Annotated in this window: 14 protein-coding genes; all 14 read left to right on the top strand. The window is 26.0% G+C overall.

Annotation, left to right across the window (positions count from 1 at the left end):
• The first annotated feature begins 18 nt into the window (after window positions 1-18).
• Window positions 19-1773, top strand: a complete 1755-nt coding sequence (gene aspS, locus CCANL266_RS06040; protein ID WP_172232816.1) for an aspartate--tRNA ligase — start codon at window positions 19-21, stop codon at window positions 1771-1773.
• 291 nt (window positions 1774-2064) lie between these two features.
• Window positions 2065-5127: a CDP-glycerol glycerophosphotransferase family protein gene (locus CCANL266_RS06035; RefSeq protein ID WP_172232813.1), complete on the top strand. Its 3063-nt coding sequence runs from the start codon at window positions 2065-2067 to the stop codon at window positions 5125-5127.
• Window positions 5124-5621, top strand: coding sequence for a hypothetical protein (locus tag CCANL266_RS06030; protein WP_172232810.1), 498 nt, complete (start codon window positions 5124-5126; stop codon window positions 5619-5621). Before CCANL266_RS06035 ends, CCANL266_RS06030 begins: the two co-directional genes overlap by 4 nt.
• Window positions 5618-6955 carry a hypothetical protein gene (locus CCANL266_RS09590; RefSeq protein WP_224316250.1) on the top strand — a complete coding sequence of 446 codons (1338 nt, stop codon included), beginning with the start codon at window positions 5618-5620 and terminating at the stop codon, window positions 6953-6955. The genes CCANL266_RS06030 and CCANL266_RS09590 overlap by 4 nt, the downstream gene beginning before the upstream one ends.
• A 2-nt stretch (window positions 6956-6957) precedes the next feature.
• Window positions 6958-7506, top strand: a complete 549-nt coding sequence (locus CCANL266_RS06020; RefSeq protein ID WP_172232807.1) for a dTDP-4-dehydrorhamnose 3,5-epimerase family protein — start codon at window positions 6958-6960, stop codon at window positions 7504-7506.
• Entirely contained in the window at window positions 7503-8561 is a 1059-nt protein-coding gene (locus CCANL266_RS06015; RefSeq protein WP_172232804.1) for a GDP-L-fucose synthase family protein, read from the top strand. The genes CCANL266_RS06020 and CCANL266_RS06015 overlap by 4 nt, the downstream gene beginning before the upstream one ends.
• Before the next feature lie 8 nt (window positions 8562-8569).
• Window positions 8570-9601 carry a GDP-mannose 4,6-dehydratase gene (locus CCANL266_RS06010; RefSeq protein ID WP_172232801.1) on the top strand — a complete coding sequence of 344 codons (1032 nt, stop codon included), beginning with the start codon at window positions 8570-8572 and terminating at the stop codon, window positions 9599-9601.
• On the top strand, window positions 9598-10617 hold the full coding sequence (gene hddA / locus CCANL266_RS06005) for a D-glycero-D-manno-heptose 7-phosphate kinase (RefSeq protein WP_172232798.1): 1020 nt from the start codon (window positions 9598-9600) through the stop codon (window positions 10615-10617). The genes CCANL266_RS06010 and hddA overlap by 4 nt, the downstream gene beginning before the upstream one ends.
• On the top strand, window positions 10605-11210 hold the full coding sequence (gmhA2, locus tag CCANL266_RS06000; protein WP_172232795.1) for a D-sedoheptulose 7-phosphate isomerase: 606 nt from the start codon (window positions 10605-10607) through the stop codon (window positions 11208-11210). Before hddA ends, gmhA2 begins: the two co-directional genes overlap by 13 nt.
• Window positions 11198-11875 carry a D-glycero-D-manno-heptose 1-phosphate guanosyltransferase gene (gene hddC / locus CCANL266_RS05995; RefSeq protein WP_172232792.1) on the top strand — a complete coding sequence of 226 codons (678 nt, stop codon included), beginning with the start codon at window positions 11198-11200 and terminating at the stop codon, window positions 11873-11875. The genes gmhA2 and hddC overlap by 13 nt, the downstream gene beginning before the upstream one ends.
• 62 nt (window positions 11876-11937) lie before the next feature.
• On the top strand, window positions 11938-12708 hold the full coding sequence (locus tag CCANL266_RS05990) for a sulfotransferase family protein (RefSeq protein WP_172232789.1): 771 nt from the start codon (window positions 11938-11940) through the stop codon (window positions 12706-12708).
• Between the two features lie 57 nt (window positions 12709-12765).
• On the top strand, window positions 12766-14832 hold the full coding sequence (locus CCANL266_RS05985; protein WP_172232786.1) for a capsular polysaccharide biosynthesis protein: 2067 nt from the start codon (window positions 12766-12768) through the stop codon (window positions 14830-14832).
• A gap of 3 nt (window positions 14833-14835) precedes the next feature.
• Entirely contained in the window at window positions 14836-16404 is a 1569-nt protein-coding gene (locus tag CCANL266_RS05980; RefSeq protein WP_172232783.1) for a glycosyltransferase, read from the top strand.
• Between the two features lies 1 nt (window position 16405).
• Window positions 16406-18904 carry a CDP-glycerol glycerophosphotransferase family protein gene (locus CCANL266_RS05975; RefSeq protein ID WP_172232780.1) on the top strand — a complete coding sequence of 833 codons (2499 nt, stop codon included), beginning with the start codon at window positions 16406-16408 and terminating at the stop codon, window positions 18902-18904.
• Window positions 18905-18912: the final 8 nt, after the last annotated feature.

Raw genomic sequence — 18912 nt, 5'->3', positions numbered from 1 at the left:
ATTTTTTTAAGGAAAAAAATGAGAACTCATTATTCAACACAGTTAGATAAAAATTCAGTAGGTAAAGAAGTTTGCCTAGCAGGATTTGTAAATAGCTATCGTGACCACGGTGGTGTAATATTTTTAGATTTAAGAGATAAAGAAGGTTTAATTCAATTAGTTTGCGACCCAGAAGTAAGCAAACAAGCACACGAACTTGCTAGTTCATTTAGAGATGAATATGTAATTTGTGCAAAGGGTAAGGTACGTTTAAGAGGAGAAGGTTTAGTAAATTCTAAGCTTAAAACAGGAGAAATTGAAGTAGTTTGCAGTGAAGTTGAATTAATAAATAGCGCAAAAGCATTGCCTTTTGATGTAAATGATTTAAATGTAAATGAAGAACTAAGGTTAAAATATAGATTTTTAAGCCTTAGAAATCCAAAATTATTAGATAATTTTAAAAAACGCTCAATCATCACAACTGCAGCTAGAAATGCTTTAACAGAACTTGGCTTTATGGAAGTAGAAACTCCTATTTTAACTAAGGCTACCCCTGAAGGTGCAAGAGATTATTTGGTACCTTCTCGTGTACATGAGGGCGAATTTTATGCCTTGCCACAAAGTCCGCAATTATTTAAACAACTTTTAATGGTTGCAGGATTTGATAAATATTTTCAAATAGCAAAATGTTTTAGAGATGAAGATTTAAGAGCAGATAGACAGCCTGAATTTACTCAAATAGATGTTGAGATGAGCTTTTGTGACCAAGAAATGGTTATGCAAAATGCTGAGCAATTTTTAAGAAAAACTTTTGCAAGTGTTGGGATAGCAATGCCGCAAAATGTAAGAAGAATGACTTATAATGAGGCAATGGAAAATTATGGAAGCGATAAGCCAGATTTAAGATTTGATATGCCTTTTATTGATGTAGCAGATATTTTTGCAAAGTCTAATAATGCTATTTTTAGTGAGCCAGCAAAAGATAGTAAAAAAAATCGTGTAAAAGCAATAGTTGTAAAAAATGGTGATAATATTTTTTCAAAGCGCCAAATGCAAGGTTTTGAAGAATATGTAAGAAAATTTGGCGCAAAAGGACTTGCTTTCATTCAAATGAAAGAAGATGGACCTAAAGGACCTTTAACTAAATTTTTTGATGATGAAGGTAAAGAATTAATAGATTTTCTTAAAAAAGAAGCTGATTTTAGCGTAGGAGATGTAGTATTCTTTGGTGTTGGTGCTAAAAAAACAGTTTTAGATTATATGGGAAGATTTAGATTATTTTTAGCAAATGAACTAAAATTAATTGATGAAAATAGATTTGAGTTTTTATGGGTTGTTGATTTTCCTATGTTTGAACAAAATGATGATGGCACTTATTCAGCGATGCACCATCCATTTACAATGCCAAAAAATATTGATGCACCAATTGATGAAATTAGCTCAGTTGCTTATGATATAGTGTTAAATGGGGTTGAGCTTGGTGGTGGAAGTATTAGAATTCACAAAAGCGATATCCAACAAAAAGTATTTAAGTTATTAAACATTAGCGAAGAAGAGCAAAAAGAAAAATTTGGCTTTTTACTAGACGCTTTAAGCTATGGTGCGCCTAGTCACGGTGGCTTTGCAATAGGTCTTGATAGATTGTTAATGTTAGTTACAAAATCAAGTTCAATTAGAGATGTAATAGCATTCCCTAAAACTCAAAGAGCGCAATGCCTAATGACTGATGCACCAAGCGCAGTTAGTTTTGCCCAGCTTAATGAATTACACATTTCTTTAAAAGAGAAAAAATAAACAAGATAATTTATTTGTTATTTTTATATTACTTTAAAAGCTAACTTTTTATAAAGATTAGCTTTTAATTTTTATCCTCTGTTTGCTTTTAGTCTAAATTTGAAAACTAATATTTACAATATGTAACATTATAAAATTAATGTAGTTAATGGTAAGTAATTTTAGATTTTTTTTATAACAGTTTTTATTTTTATATAAACAAGTACTTTTATTCAAAATATTAATATTGAAAATATTAGTTTTCATATTAAGGATTTTTACTTGTATAGTTCTAGAAAAATAAAAAAATTAATGCGTGAACCAAAATTATTTTTTAAGGATGCTTTTTTAAATAATTACAGAATTGCAAATAAGCTTATAAATAATTTTAAAGCAAAAAAATACAAAGCTTATAGCAAATACGCAATTATTTCAGCGGTTTATAATGTAGAAAAATATTTAGATGATTTTTTTAAGTCAATAATCAATCAAAGATTAGATTTTAAAAACAATATTTATTTAATTTGTGTTGATGATGGTTCAACGGATAATTCAGCACAAATAATTAAGAAATATCAAAAAAAGTATCCTAAAAATATAATTTATTTATACAAAGAAAACGGCGGACAAGCAAGTGCTAGAAATTTAGGTTTAAAATATTTAAAAGAAAATGATTTAAATATAACTTGGCTTACTTGTACTGACCCTGATGATTTTTTAGATAGAAATTATTTTTATGAGGTTGATAAATTTTTATTAACTCATCAAGATGATGATGTTTGTATGATAGGCTGTAATATAAAAATATATCAAGATGAAACAGGAGTGTTTCAAGAGCATTTTACGAATTTTCAATTTACTTCAAATTTGTATGAAAAAATATCTTCTATGAGATGGGGTATAACAACATCAACAAGATCTTTTTTTGATTATAGTATTATTTTAGTAAATAATCATTTATTTGAAGAGGGTTTTAGTTCTTTTGAAGATGCGCAATTTGTTTTGATGTACTTAGTAGCAAATAATACAAAAAATATAGCTATTCTTCGAGATGCATTATATATAGCAAGAAAGAGAAAAGGATCGACAACCAATCTTCAGGTTAAAACAATTCATTATTATATTGATTCTTTGATTAGAACAGCTAATGTTTTTTGTAAAATTTCCAAATTAAACAAAATACCATTGTATGTTCAAAATTCTATTTTAGCGCATTTGGTTTTTAATATTCAAAATCTTATTAATTCTCCTGAAAAATTATCTTTTATGAGTGAAAGCGAAAAACAAAGATATTTAAAATTATTAGAACAAAATTTTTCTTATATAGACGTTAAAACAATTCTTGATTTTAATTTAGCAGGTTTATATTTTGATAAGAAAGTAGGAATTTTAAATTGCTTTAAAAATGAAAAACCACCATTTCAAATAGCTTATATAGAAGATTATGACCCTTATAAAGAGCAAATTTTAATTACTTATTACACTGGAGATGATAAAGATATAGAAAGTATTAGGATGGATAATGAAGAAATATATGCAGATTATGAAAAGATAGTTAAATACGATTTTTTAGATAGAGTATTTTGTTATCAAAAAAGATTATGGGTTTCTATACCTGTTGATATTAAGGGTAAATTGGAATTTTTTATAGATGGAGTAAAGACCAGAATAACTTTTAATAAGACGCAACTTCAAAATGTAAACATCCAAGACATCCGAAAAGAATTTCAAAAAAGATTACCAAAAAGTAATATTTGGCTTTTAATGGATAGAGACTATGAAGCTGATGATAATGCAGAGCATTTATATAGATACATTATGCAAAATCACCCAGAGCAAAAAATAATATTTGCTTTAAGAAAAGAAAGTTCAGACTGGAAAAGATTAGAAAAAGAAGGATTTAATTTAATAGAATTTGGAAGTTTTGAATTTGAAAGGATTGTAAAAAAAGCCTCTAAAGTCATTAGCTCTCATTTAGATGCTTATCTTGGAAGATATTTAAAACAATTTAATAAGGATTTCATCTTCTTACAACATGGGGTAACATTTGCAAGTGATGTGCATGCTTGGTTTAATTGTAATCCTTGGATTAAAATGATAACCACTGCAAATACTTTAGAACACCATAATATAGCAAGTAATTATAGTCGCTATAAATTTGGAAAAAAAGAAGTACTATTAACAGGTTTTGCAAGACATGATATTCTTTTAAAAAAAAGTAGAAAAGAAAACAAACAAATCCTTATAATGCCAACATGGAGAAAAAATATAGTTGGCAATATAATTCCTAATACAGGGATTAGAGAAATAAATTTGGAATTTTTAGAATGCGAGTATTTTAAAAAATGGAAAAGTGTTATACAAAGTTCTCAGCTTGAGCAGCTTGTAAAAAAATATGATTATAAAATTTACTTTTTTCCTCATTTTCAAATCCGTCCATATCTATCTTATTTTCAAGCACCTTCTTATATTCAAGTGGATGTAAGAAATAATGGTATGAGTTTGCAAAATATTTTTGCCAGTGTAGATCTTATGATAACTGATTATAGTACAGCATGTAGTGAAATGGCTATACAAAATAAACCTACTATTTTTTATCAATTTGATGAAGAGGAAAACTTGCAAGGTGTTCATCATCCAAGGGATTATAATTTTGATTATAGAAGAAATGGATTTGGACCAGTTGTTAATAATGAGTCAGAATTGATGGTAAAATTAGATGAGTTGCTTAATAACAAATGCGAGTTAGATGATTTTTATAGTAAAAATATTACACAAACTTTTATACATAGAGATATGGGCAGTTGTTCTAGAATTTATAATTCTATAATAAAAATGTCAAAACAAGAACATGGCAAAGCGTTTGCTGCAAAAGAAAAAGCTCTATTAGCACAGGATAAACAATTATATTATGAAGCATTTAAAAAATGGTTAAATATTATAAAAAACGGTTTTATATCGGAAGATGTAGTGTATAATTTTGCCCTTTGTGCATATAATAGCAACTGTTATATTTTTGTTAAAGAGTTTATTGAAGATAAACAAGACATAGAGAAATATTGCATTAAGACAAAGATAGAAATACTTAAAAATTTAGTGGAGATTAAAGATGTAAAAAATGTATTTATTTTGGCTGAACAGTTATTGGAAGGTGAAGTAATTATTCAATTTAAACTAAGATATTCTTTATATATTGATAATAGAGAATTATTTTATGAAAATTATAAAATATTAATTAATGATTTTGCAAAAAGTAAAGAAAGTATTTTTGAGAAATTGTTGTTATTTCAATCATCTTTGATAAGTCAAGCATTCGAGCAAAATAATAGTAAAAAATATAATTGTTTTGAAAAATTTTTTAAGGAAATTGTATGAGCTTGATTATAGCTAGCAGAACAGATGGTACTGGTTCTAGATTAATATCTTTGATGAATGCTATGTATCTTGCTAAAATATTAAATAAACAAGTTAAATTTACATGGAAAAATTATATTCCCTTTACTAAAGATTCTGATACTAATAATTTTAGAAAAGTTGAAAATGATAATGTTAGTATTTTAGGATTATGTGTTGAGTCGCATACTGAAATATTTTCTAAAAATTTTATCGATAAATATTTTTTAGAGAGTATAAATGGTTCAATTTTTAGAATTGATGACAAAGTTTATACAAATTTTGATTTGTTTTTAAAAGAATTAAAATTTAATAAATATGATTATATTTCAGCACCTCTTATTGATCTATCAACAAGAATTTTTAAAGATATAGATGATTTAGAGTATAGAAAATATATGCAAAATATTTGGAATGATATTGAATTTTCAGAATCTGTAAAAAAAATAGTTATAGAGCAAAGCAAACCTGTATGAAATTTAAAGATTTTATATGTATTCATATTAGAAGCGGCGACGCTATTTATGATTATGCTGAGTTTAGGAAATTTAATTTACAGTCTATTTATCATGCAACACCATGCGAAATAGCTATCGGGATTATACAAAAAAATAAAGATAAAAATATTGTATTAGTTGGGGATGACTTGCTATCCATTCGTCAAATTATGGAATTTTGTAACTTTAAAAATGTTTTTGTGATGGAAGATTTTAGAAATTCAAACCAACTTTCGAATATGGAATTATTTTTTTACGATGTGATGTTTATGTCGCATGCTAAAATATTGTATGGAACAAATTCTGCTGTTGTAAGATTAGCTAACTATATAGGAAATCAAGAATTTATTAATAATTATTCTGTTTTTAATGAAAAAGAGTTATATGATATTATAAAAGAAAATATAGAAAAATTTAATACATCTAACTCGCAAAAAGCATTTAGCTATTTTCATTTATTTATAGTGTCTAAAAAAATAAATATTTCTAAAGAAAATTTAATCGAATTTTTGGAAAAAGCATTAGTATATGATTATGAAAATGATAAATATAGGATACATATTATTGATATTTTATTAAATCATAATGAAATTTCAAAAGCAAATGAGATGTTAAAAACAATATTATTGACAAGAGAGGGCGAGTATTTAAAAACTTTATTTCTAAAGGGGTGGATAGGGGTTGTTTATTCTGATTTGTTTGATATATATTTAAAAAGTAGTTGTTTGCAATATCCTTATATTGCATATGTTGCTATGCATATTTTAAAATTTAAAGTGAATTTACAAATTCAAACTTCTAATAATACTATTAACAATGCTGTTAAAGAAAAAGATAGTATTATAAAATCCAATATAAACCATATCAATCAATTACAAAGTAATATACAAGAAAAATCAACTCAACTTAATCAAATCCAATCTAAATTATCTTTCCAAACTAAATATGGTACAGCTAAATCCCGTATCCAAAATCATTTATCTTATAAACTAGGACAAGCCTTAATTACAAATTCAAAAAGCATATTAGGCTATATAAGAATGCCTTTTGTATTATCATATATAAAAGACAAACACAAATTTGAACAAAAAGCCTATGAGGAAAAAATAAAAGAAAATCCAAATTTAGCTTTACCTCCTTTAGAATCTTATCCAGATTACAAAGAAGCTTTAAAAGAAAAAGAATGTTTTACTTATAAATTAGGAGAAGCTTTTATTAAAGCTAGTAAGAATTGGTATAAAGGTGGGTATATTAAGTTTATATTTCAAGATATATCCAGATTAAAAAGAGAATTTAAAAGAAAGGAAAAATAATTATGGCAATAGAATTTAATATACAAGAATCAAAAATTTTAAAAGGAGTGTATATTATAACTCCTAATAAATTTAGAGATTTAAGAGGTGAAATTTGGACCGCTTTTACTGAAGATTTACTAGGTGATATTATCCCAAATGGTTTAAAGTTCAAGCATGATAAATTTATTAATTCTCATTTTAATGTTTTACGTGGAATTCACGGCGATACAAAAACCTACAAGCTCGTTACTTGTGTTTATGGGGAAGTTCATCAGGTAGTGGTTGATTGTAGAAAAGATTCGCCAACTTACTTAAAATGGGAAAAATTTATTATTAATCAAGATAACCAGCAGCTTATTTTATTACCGCCAAATATGGGAAATTCTCACTATGTAAGTTCAAAAGAAGCAGTGTATTACTATAAGCTTGCTTATGAAGGAGAATATTTAGACGCTCCTGAACAATTTACTTACGCATGGAATGATGAAAGAATAGGTATAAATTGGCCAACAAATTCTCCTATTCTTTCAGAGCGTGATATTTTAGCGATGAGTAAGGATAAAAAATGAATAAAGATTCTAAAATTTATATAGCAGGGCATAAAGGTTTAGTTGGCTCTTCAATTTTAAAAAAACTACGAAATGATGGCTATAAAAATTTAATTTTTAAAACTCGTTCCGAACTTGACTTGACAAATCAGCAAGCCGTTTCAGAATTTTTTGTTAAGGAAAAGCCAGAGTATATATTTTTCTGTGCTGCTAAAATGGGTGGCATGTTGGAACAGCTAAAAAGAAGAGCTGATTTTTTGTATTTGAATTTAGCAATGCAAACTTTTGTGTTACATGAAGCTTACAAAAATGATTGTAAAAAATTACTTTACTTAAGTTCTCTTTGTATTTATCCTCAGGATACATCACTGCCGATAAAAGAAACAAGTATGCTTGATGGAAAATTGCAATTTATTAATGAGCCTTATGCGATTGCTAAAATTACAGGTAATAAAATGTGTGAGTTTTATAATCATCAATTTGGTACAAATTTTATTACTTTAGTTCCAACAAGTATTTATGGACCTGGAGATAATTTTAATTTAGCTACAGCTCATGTTTTTCCAGCAATATTTGCAAAAATTTATTTGGGTAAATTGCTTAATGAAAAAAGATATGATGAGCTTCTTTTTAATTTAAAATTAACAAACATACAAGAAGTTCTTAATTATTTAAATAACTTCAATATTGATCAAAATAAAGTTACATTATTTGGAACTGGAAAGCCTAGAAGAGAGTTTATTTTTGTAGATGATGTAGCAGATGCTTGTATCTTTGCAATGAATGAGATTGATACTTCAATATTAAAAAAATACAATGAAAATTTTCATAACACTCATTTAAATTTAGCTGATGGAAAAGATTATTCTATATCAGAGATAGCAAATTTAATTAAGGAAATTTTAGATTATCGAGGGGAAATTATTTTTGATTCCTCAAAACCTGATGGAACTATGTTAAAAACTACAAATTCAACTAGATTAAAAGAACTTGGCTGGAAGGCAAAAATCAAGCTTGAAGATGGCATTAAGATGATGTATGAATGGTATTTAAAAGAGCAAAATATAAGACAATAGGAAAAATTATGAAAAAAACAGCGTTAATTACAGGATTTACAGGGCAAGTTGGCTCGCAAATGGCAGATTTTTTGCTAGAAAACACAGATTATGAAGTTATAGGAATGATGCGTTGGCAAGAGCCTATGGACAATATCTATCATTTAAGCGACAGGATAAATAAAAAAGATAGAATCAGTATTTTTTATGCAGATTTAAATGATTACTCTAGTCTTCAAAAGCTTTTTGAAAGCAAAAGACCTGATGTAATCTTTCATCTAGCAGCTCAGTCTTATCCAAAAACTTCTTTTGATATACCTATTGAAACCTTGCAAACTAACATAATAGGCACGGCAAATATCCTAGAAAACATTAGATTACTAAAAGCCAAAGATGGCTATGAGCCTGTAGTACATATTTGCTCTTCAAGTGAAGTTTATGGCAAGGCAAAAGTAGGCACTAAACTTAATGAAGAAACAGCCTTTCACGGTGCAAGTCCTTATAGTATAAGCAAAATCGGCACTGATTATTTAGGAAGATTTTATGGCGAAGCTTATAATATTCGCACCTTTGTTACAAGAATGGGAACGCATAGTGGTCCAAGAAGAAGTGATGTGTTTTTTGAAAGCACGGTGGCAAAACAAATTGCACTCATTGAAGCGGGTTATCAAGAGCCTATTATTAAGGTTGGAAATCTCTCAAGCATAAGAACTTTTCAAGATTGTCGTGATGCCATAAGGGCTTATTATCTACTTTCTCTTGAAAGTCAAAAAGGTAATATTCCTTGCGGGGAAGCTTTTAATATAGCAGGAGAAGAGGCTTTTAAGCTCCCTGAAGTTATAGAAATTCTTTTATCATTTTCTACAAGAAAAGATATAAAAATAGAGCAAGATGAGCAAAGATTACGCCCAATTGATGCGGATTATCAAATGTTTGACAACACAAAAATCAAAAGTTTTATTGACTGGAAACCCCAAATTCCAGCTAGAAAAATGTTTTTAGACTTGCTAAATCATTGGAGAGATGAGATAAAAAAAGGAAGGATACCATTAAATAGATGAAAACTATACGCACACAAAGCCCACTTCGCTTAGGTTTAGCAGGTGGAGGGACTGATATTAACTTATATTGTGATAAATACACAGGTTATGTTTTGAATGCGACTATATCTTTATATATACATTGTACTTTAGTTCAAAGAGCTGATGGCAAAATAAGCTTTAATTCTCCTGATACTAATTGCTTTGTTGAATACAAAAGCAAAGAATTCTTAGAAAATGATGGAAAATTAGATATTTTTAAAAGTATTTATAATCGCATTGTAAAAGATTTTGTAAAAAAGCCTTTAAGCTTTTCTTTGCACACTTATTCAGATGTACCAAGCGGTAGCGGGTTAGGCGGAAGTTCAACCTTAGTTGTAGGAGTTATAAAGGCTTTTGCAGAATGGCTTAATCTTCCTTTAGGAGAATATGAAATCGCTAAACTTGCTTATGAAATAGAAAGAGAAGATTTAGGTATAGTAGGTGGAGCACAAGACCAATATGCCGCAACTTTTGGTGGCTTTAATTTTATGGAATTTTATGATAATAAAAGAGTAATTGTTAATCCTTTGCGTATTAAAAACTGGATTGCAAGTGAGCTTGAAGCTAGAATTGTGCTTTATTTTACAAATATTACAAGAGAAGCAAAAGACATAGAAGAACATAAAAAAGGAAAACTTGGAGATGAGAAGTCTTTAGAAGCAATGCACGCCATAAAGCAAGATGCTATAAAGATGAAAGAAGCTTTATTTAGGGCAGATTTTGACACCATTGCACAGATTTTAGGAAAATCTTGGCAGTCAAAAAAAATTATTTCAGAAATAGTTAGCAATGACGAACTTGAAAGAATTTATCATTTAGCTATGCAAAATGGAGCTTACAGTGGCAAAACTAGTGGAGCTGGAGCTGGTGGATTTATGTTTTTTTTAGTTGAACCTACAAAAAAATACAATTTAATTAAAGCTTTAAATAAAGAACAAGGCTGGGTACAAGATTTTTCATTTACAAAAGAGGGGGTTAAATCATGGAAATTATAAATAATTATATAAAAGAACATTTTCAAGAATCAATTTTAGTAAAAGAGCAAATTTTAAAAGATGAGAATTTAATAACTCTTATTAAAAATGCTTCATTAGAAATCATAAAAGCTTATAAAAATAATAACAAAACTTTACTAGCAGGAAACGGCGGTAGTGCAGCTGATGCACAGCACATCGCAGGAGAATTTGTAAGTAGGTTTTATTTTGATAGACCAGGTATTGCAAGCATTGCGCTTACTACAGATACAAGTATTTTAACTGCTATTGGCAATGATTATGGTTATGAAAATTTATTTGCTAGACAAGTGCAAGCTCAAGGTGTTAAAGGAGATGTTTTTATAGGAATTTCTACAAGCGGAAATAGTAAAAACATCCTAAAAGCACTAGAACTTTGCAAACAAAAAGAAATCATAAGTATAGGCTTAAGCGGAGCTAGTGGCGGGGCTATGAATGAACTTTGTGATTATTGTATAAAAGTGCCTTCAACTTGCACGCCAAGAATTCAAGAAGCGCATATTTTAATAGGGCATATTATTTGTGCTATCGTTGAAGAAGAGCTTTTTGGCAAAGGTTTTTCTTGCAAGCAATAATACTTTGTGGTGGCTTAGGAACAAGGCTTAAAAGTGTTATAAAAGATATCCCTAAGCCTATGGCACCGATAAATAATAAGCCTTTTTTAGAATTTATTTTTGAATATCTTAAAAATCAAGGTGTAAAAGAGATTATCCTAGCGGTTTCATATAAATATGAAGTGATACAAGAATATTTTAAAGATGAGTTTTTAGGTATAAAAATAAAATACAGCATAGAAAAAGAGCCACTTGGTACAGGTGGAGCTATAAAAGAGGCTTTAAAATTTATAAAAAATGAAGTTTATGTTTTAAACGGTGATACTTTTTTCGATGTAGATTTAAGTAAATTAAAACTAAATGAAAGTAAAATTTGTTTAGCCTTAAAACAAATGAACGATTTTGATAGATACGGTACGGTAAATATTAATAAGCAGGGCTTTGTGCTTTCTTTTGAGGAAAAAATATTTAAAAAGCAAGGTTTAATAAATGGTGGGATTTATCTTTTAACTAAGGATATTTTTAATGAATTTAACTTAGAGAAAAAATTTTCTTTTGAAGAATTTTTACAAGAAAATTATGAAAAACTAAGGGCTAAAGCTTGTATTTTTAATGATTATTTTATAGATATTGGTATTCCTAGTGATTATGAAATATTTTGTAGAAAAATACTTATCTTTAAATAATTTTTATATATTCTTTAATTGTTTTTATATTTTAGTTAGTATAAAAATAAAAAGGAGAATAAATGAAATTTTTAAAAAATATTTTTATAAAAAATGTTAATATGGGGGGGGTAAATAAGGAATTACAAAAAATGAAAAATCAAGAATTTAAACAATTTTTTGATATATCAGCTCATACAGCAAACTATCTTTTAAACATATCTACAAAAAATAAATATATTTATTTTGAAACCCCAAAAGTTGCTTGTTCTAGTGTTAAAAAAACCTTGCAAAATCTTGAAATAGATTATGATATTGATTTAAGTTTATCTCCACACGATAAAAAGCAATCTCCGTTAAAATCGCCTTTTGAAATAGATAATTTTACTCAATGTATGCAAGAGTATTTTAAATTTTCTTTTGTTAGAAACCCTTATACAAGAACATTATCTTGCTTTTTACAAAAATTTTTAAATGAAAATAAAGAAACAAGAATGAAATTCTTAAATAAAATAAATATAAATGAAGATATTAAATTAACATTTATTGAATTTTTAACTTATATTAAAGATATTGATGCTAAAAAATACGATATACATTTTATGCCGCAGCATTTATTATTAGGAAAAAATATAAAATTAGATTTTATAGGAAAATTTGAAAATTTTGAAAATGATTTTAAAAAAGTTTTAAAGATAATAAGCAAAAACAAAGAAAATGATATTATTAATGTAACTTGGCATTCAACAAATGCTGATGATAAAAGTAAAGATTTTTTAACTAAAGATTGCATAAAATTAATAAATGAAATCTATTATGAGGACTTTAAACGCTTTAATTATGAAATGTTATGAGTTTTAAAGTTAAATATTATTACTTATAATCTCTTTTAGAATAAATAAAGAGAGAATATGAGTGCTTATTCAACATCAAAAAAACTTATAAAAAATGTTAGTAATTTTATCAATGTTAAAGGCTATAAAAATTCACTTTTATCAAGTGATTTTATTTGTGGTTGGGGGCGTAAAAAATCAGGCTTAAATGCAATAAAATTAGCAAAAAAACACAAAGCTAATTTTTTGCTTTTAGAAGATGGTTTTATTCGCTCATTAAATTTAGGCGTAGAAAATAGCCCAAGTTTTTCTATAATTAAAGATGAAATTGGGATTTATTATGATGCAACAATGCCTTCAAAGCTTGAAAATATTTTAAACAACTATGAATTTAAAGAAGAAGAGCTAAAAAAGGCAAAAAAGGCTATAGAATTTATTAAAAAATATAAAATTAGTAAATACAATAATAATCTTTTTGTGCCTAGTAATTTTTTTAAAGATAACGAAAAACGCATTTTAATTATCACTCAAACTGCTAATGATGAATCGCTAAAATATGGACTTGCAAGCACTTTTAGCACAGAGCAAATCATAAAAGATGCCATTAAAGAAAACCCAAACCATAAAGTGTATATAAAAATTCATCCTGATGTTTTAAGCGGCAAAAAGAAAAGTGATTTTAATTTAAACGCAGTGCCAAAAGAGTGCATTGTAATTACTCATAATTATAATCCTATAGACTTATTGCAATATTTTAATAAGGTTTATACTAAAACTTCTGCTATGGGTTTTGAAGCTTTGATTATGGGTTGTGAATGTTTTTGTTATGGAATGCCATTTTATGCGGGTTGGGGGCTTAGCGTAGATAAAATAAAGTGCAAAAGAAGACTTAAAAAAAGAAGCCTAGAAGAAGTTTTTTATGCTGCTTATATGCTTTATAGTGAATATTACAATCCTTATTTAAAGCAAAAAAGTGATATTTTTGATAGTATTAAAACTTTAGCAAAATATAAAGATATTGAAAAAGCAAATTCTAATAGACTTTTTATGCTCGGTTTTAGCTTATGGAAAAGGCATTTTGTAAAGCCTTTTTTTAAGGCTAAAGATAATGAAATTATTTTTTTAAATTCTATTAAATCTTTAGCTAAATACAAGCTTAAAGAAGATGATAAATTCTTTATTTGGGGTAAAAAATACGATGAAAATACTCTTAAGAATTTGCTTTTAGCAAAGGCAAAAGAGCAAAATTTAGCTAATTTTACTCCTAAAATTTCTTTAGTTGAAGATGGTTTTATTCGCTCAATTTCTCTTGGTTCTGATTTAACAAGACCTTTTTCTTTAATCGTTGATGATAAGGGCTTTTATATAAATCCTAATAAGCCAAGCAAATTAGAAGAGCTTTTGCAAAATGAAATTTTTGATGAAAATATGCTAAATAGAGCAAAAAATATTATAAAAATCTTAATTGAAAATCGCTTTTCAAAATACAATGGCTTAAAGCACGAAAATTTAAAAATAAAGGCTAAAAATAATCAAAAAATCATCTTAATTCCTGCTCAAGTTGAAGATGATGCTTCAATGATTTTAGGCGGTTTTGGGCTTAGTACTTATGAGCTTATTAAAAAAGTACGCTCTAAAAATAAAGATGCTTATATACTTTTTAAACCCCATCCTGATGTCTTAAGCGGCAACCGTGTGGGGCTAAAAGATGAAAAAATAATTTTAGAATTTTGTGATGAAATTATAAAAGATTGTAGCATTGATAGCGCTATAAAAATTGCTGATGAAATTCATACTATTACTTCTACAAGCGGCTTTGATGCACTTTTAAGAGCTAAAAAAGTTTTTACTTACGGAATGCCATTTTATGCTGGTTGGGGGCTTAGTGTTGATGAGCTTAAATGTGAGCGAAGAACAAGAAAACTAAGCTTAGAAGAGCTTGTAGCAGGGGCTTTAATTGCTTATCCAAGATATATAAATCCTAAAAGTAAAACTTTATGTGAAATTGAAGTTTGTTTAGATATAATGCTTTCTTTACAAAAAAATTATTTTTCTAAATGGTATTTAAGATTTGTTATTGATTTTAGAACTTTTTTACTTAGAAAAATAAGAAGAATTTATGAATATCTTAGAAAGGTGAGATGATTTATGCCTATTTTATCTATTATTATTCCATTTGGACTTAGTAAAGAAAGAATGTATATAGAAAAAAGAATTATAAAAAAGGCAGAAAATTCAGCAAAATTTTTAGATATAGAATATATTTTTGTTGAAGGTTATTCATCGTATTCAAATGAAAAACTAGAAAAAATTATTAAAGATAACGGGCATATTTATATTAAAGATTTTTCTCAAAAAGATTTTTTTTCTCAAGGCTGTTGTAGAAATTTAGGAGCTAGTTATGCTAATTCTAAGGTTCTTATGTTTTTAGATATTGATTGTTATATTTCAAATAATAGTTTAGAAAAAATTATTAATTTAATTAAAATTAAAGATATTGAAAATAACTTAAATTCTATTTTAGTGCTTCCTGTTATTTATTTATTAAAAGACAGTTATGATAAATTAAAACATTATAGTGAAGAGCTATGGGATAGTGTTTTGCAAAATGATTTACTTAGCGCAAAGAATGAATTTATTAAATTTTTTACACCGAGTTCAACTTCAAGCATAATTATAAATAAACATAAATTTTTAGAATTAGGCGGAAATGATAATAATTTTAAAGGGCATGGCTATGAAGATTTTGACTTATTTGCAAGGGTTTTACAAAATTGCATAAATTTTGAAAAAAAGGCAAAAAATATATTATACGATAGTAGAAATTGGCAGTTTAAATCTTTTAGTGGATTTAGAGCTTGGTTTTCTTTGCTTGGCTATGAAACTTGTTTTTATGGAATTTATATGTATCATTTTTGGCATATTGAACCCAATCAAAATTCATATATGTCTAATAAAGATAACAATCATAAACTATTTTATAAACATTTAAAAAATATAAAAAATCATAAAATAAGGGTCTTGCAAGATAAAAATGCTTTAGGAAAAAGTGCTTTACTTTTAAGTAATAATTTAAAAATATTTGATAAAACAAGGGCTTTAAGCGTTTATTTTGGAGAAATTTTTATAAATCAAGAAGAAAAAATTAATGAAGTAGATGTTATTTTTTTAGATAGTGATTATAAGTTAAAAAATAATTTAAATTTAAATATTATTTATTTTAAAGAGGGTATTTTAAATAATTCTTATTATTTTTATAAAAATAAAGAATACGATTTTAGTAATATTGATTTTAATAAAATTATTCTTAAAGAAAATTCTTTAAATGAACTTAGCACTGATGAGAAAAATAAACTTAAAAAAATTCTTAAAGAATATAATATATCCTTAAAAGCTGAAGAGTTTTTGTATTTGCTAAAAAATTATTTTTATAGTTTTTATAATGAAAATTCTTTTTATAAAATTAGAATAAATAATGAAGAAATTTTAAATGCAAAGAGTAATGATAAAATATTTTACCCTTTAAAATCATTAATTTATAAGGCATATTTTTATGAGCTAAGTACTCTTAGTTTTTTTTTATTTTTTTCTAAAATATTTGCATTTGATTTTATTTTAGCTAAGATTTCTCAAAGTAAATTTTATCGTTTGCTGCGTAAATTACTTTTTAATCCAAAAGATTTTATAATAGATGCTAAAGAAAAAAGGAAAAAATAATATGTTTTTTTTAAAAAAATATAAAAATTCAATTATCTTATATTTAAAATCTTTTTTTTTAATTTATTTAAAATATACAAATAATTTTAAAGCAAAAAAATACAAAGCTTATAGCAAATACGCAATTATTTCAGCGGTTTATAATGTAGAAAAATATTTAGATGATTTTTTTAAGTCAATAATCAATCAAAGATTAGATTTTAAAAACAATATTTATTTAATTTGTGTTGATGATGGTTCAACGGATAATTCAGCACAAATAATTAAGAAATATCAAAAAAAGTATCCTAAAAATATAATTTATTTATACAAAGAAAACGGCGGACAAGCAAGTGCTAGAAATTTAGGTTTAAAATATTTAAAAGAAAATGATTTAAATATAACTTGGCTTACTTGTACTGACCCTGATGATTTTTTAGATAGAAATTATTTTTATGAGGTTGATGATAAGATTAAAAATAACAATAATTTATCTATGATTAGCTCAAATATGATTTTTTATGTAGAAAAATTTTATCTTTTTAAAGATACACACGCTTTAAAAGATAAATTTAAAAACAATATTACTCTTTTAAAAAACAAAAATTTAAATAATTTTATTCAACTATCGGCTGCTTCTTCTTTTATACAATTTAATTTAATTAAAGATTTACATTTTGATGAAAATTTAAAGCCAAATTTTGAAGATGCAAAATTTATAAATGAATATTTATTGCAAAATATAGAAAAAAACTCAATTTTTTTAAAGAATGCTAGATATTTTTATAGAAAAAGAAAAAACCAATCATCAAGCCTTGATAATTCAATAAATAAAGCATATTTTTTAAATACTATTAACCTTGGAAGCTTAGAACTTTTGCAAAAATATAATACTTACTCTTTTATACAAAAAGTTTGTTTATATCATATTTTTTGGCAGATAAAAACCTTGCTTTTTAATCCAGAAAAATTAGCTATTTTAAGTAAAGATGAAAAGAAAGAATTTAAAGAGCTTTTATTTAAAAATTTTACTTTAATAACAAGCGAAAATATTACTAGTTTTAATATTGATGCTTATGACTTTTTTTATAAAAAAGGCATATTAAATTATTTTAAAAACGAAGATTTAAGTGAGAATATAGCCTTTATCGAAAGTATTGATGATAAAAATGATGAGATTTTATTGAAGTATTATTTTAGTAATATTAATCATACAAATAAGATTTTATTAGACGAAAAAGAGGCTATTATTAAGCATTCTAAAATTAGACAATATGATTTATTAGATAAGGTATTTTTATACGAAAAAAGAATATGGCTTAAGATTAATAAAAATTCTAAAATACTTGATGTTTTTGTAAATTCTCAAAAATTACAGCTTTTTTTTGATAATGTTTATATTAATGATTTAACTTTAGTTTTAAAAACTTTAAACAAGCTAAAAAAACAAAGAGCAAAAAATGCTAATTTATGGATTTTTGCAGATATGTCTAGCAGGGCTGATGATAATGCAGAGCATTTGTATAGATATGTAATGAATAATCATCCTAAACAAAAAATCGTTTTTGCACTAAGAAAGGATAGTTGTGATTATTCAAGACTTAAAAAAGAAGGTTTTAATTTAGTTGACCCAAGAACTTTGTACTTTAAATATTTGTTATTTAAGTCTAGTAAAGTTATATCTTCTCATATTGATAATTATATTTACAATGCTTTTGGCAAGGATACTTTACAAAGTAAAGATTTTATATTTTTACAACACGGAATTACAAAAGACAATATGGCTTCTTGGTTTAATTTAAGAAAAATTAATTTACTTATAACAAGCACAAAGGCTGAATATAATTCTATAGCAGGGGATTTTAATCATTATAAATTTAGCACAAAAGAAGTGGTTTTAACAGGGCTTGCAAGATGGGATGCCTTAGTTAAAAATAATGTTTTAAATACAAAACAAATTTTAATTATGCCTACTTGGAGAGAATATCTTTGTGGAACTTACAGTAAAAAAACAATGAAAAGAAGATTAAATAAAGATTTTAATAAAAGTACTTATTTTAAAGCTTGGCAAGAATTATTACTTTCAAAAGAATTAGAAAAAATAATCAAAGAATATAATTTTAAACTTTATTTTATTCTTCATCCTCAGATTATGCCTTATTTAAAATATTTTGAAATTCCAAATTATATTCAAACAAGCTATAAAACGAGCTTACAAGAATTATTTTGTACTTCATCTTTAATGATTACGGATTATTCAAGTGTAGCTTTTGAAATGGCACTTTTAAATAAAATTGTGCTTTATTATCAATTTGACAAGAAAGAATTCTTTGAAAAACATTGGCAAAAGGGTTATTTTGATTATGAAAAAGATGGATTTGGAGATGTTTGTTATGATTTAAATTCACTTTTATTTACATTGAAAAATAACATTATAAACAATAATAAAAATAAAAATACAGAATTTTATAATAAAAATTGTTGTGAAAATATTTATAAAAAAATAATAAATTATGTATAATTATAATA

This window comes from Campylobacter canadensis (assembly GCF_013177655.1).
Classification (GTDB): Bacteria; Campylobacterota; Campylobacteria; order Campylobacterales; family Campylobacteraceae; genus Campylobacter_E; species Campylobacter_E canadensis.
The sequence above is the reverse complement of the archived record's forward strand: the minus strand, read 5'-3'. Positions and strand labels throughout refer to the sequence as shown.

Coding starts and splice junctions, on each gene's coding strand:
- CCANL266_RS06010 (WP_172232801.1), top strand. CDS start 8,570: ATGAAAAAAACAGCGTTAATTACAGGATTTACAGGGCAAGTTGGCTCG.
- CCANL266_RS05980 (WP_172232783.1), top strand. CDS start 14,836: ATGCCTATTTTATCTATTATTATTCCATTTGGACTTAGTAAAGAAAGA.
- CCANL266_RS05975 (WP_172232780.1), top strand. CDS start 16,406: ATGTTTTTTTTAAAAAAATATAAAAATTCAATTATCTTATATTTAAAA.
- CCANL266_RS06015 (WP_172232804.1), top strand. CDS start 7,503: ATGAATAAAGATTCTAAAATTTATATAGCAGGGCATAAAGGTTTAGTT.
- hddA (WP_172232798.1), top strand. CDS start 9,598: ATGAAAACTATACGCACACAAAGCCCACTTCGCTTAGGTTTAGCAGGT.
- CCANL266_RS06020 (WP_172232807.1), top strand. CDS start 6,958: ATGGCAATAGAATTTAATATACAAGAATCAAAAATTTTAAAAGGAGTG.
- CCANL266_RS09590 (WP_224316250.1), top strand. CDS start 5,618: ATGAAATTTAAAGATTTTATATGTATTCATATTAGAAGCGGCGACGCT.
- aspS (WP_172232816.1), top strand. CDS start 19: ATGAGAACTCATTATTCAACACAGTTAGATAAAAATTCAGTAGGTAAA.
- CCANL266_RS05990 (WP_172232789.1), top strand. CDS start 11,938: ATGAAATTTTTAAAAAATATTTTTATAAAAAATGTTAATATGGGGGGG.
- CCANL266_RS05985 (WP_172232786.1), top strand. CDS start 12,766: ATGAGTGCTTATTCAACATCAAAAAAACTTATAAAAAATGTTAGTAAT.
- CCANL266_RS06035 (WP_172232813.1), top strand. CDS start 2,065: ATGCGTGAACCAAAATTATTTTTTAAGGATGCTTTTTTAAATAATTAC.
- gmhA2 (WP_172232795.1), top strand. CDS start 10,605: ATGGAAATTATAAATAATTATATAAAAGAACATTTTCAAGAATCAATT.
- CCANL266_RS06030 (WP_172232810.1), top strand. CDS start 5,124: ATGAGCTTGATTATAGCTAGCAGAACAGATGGTACTGGTTCTAGATTA.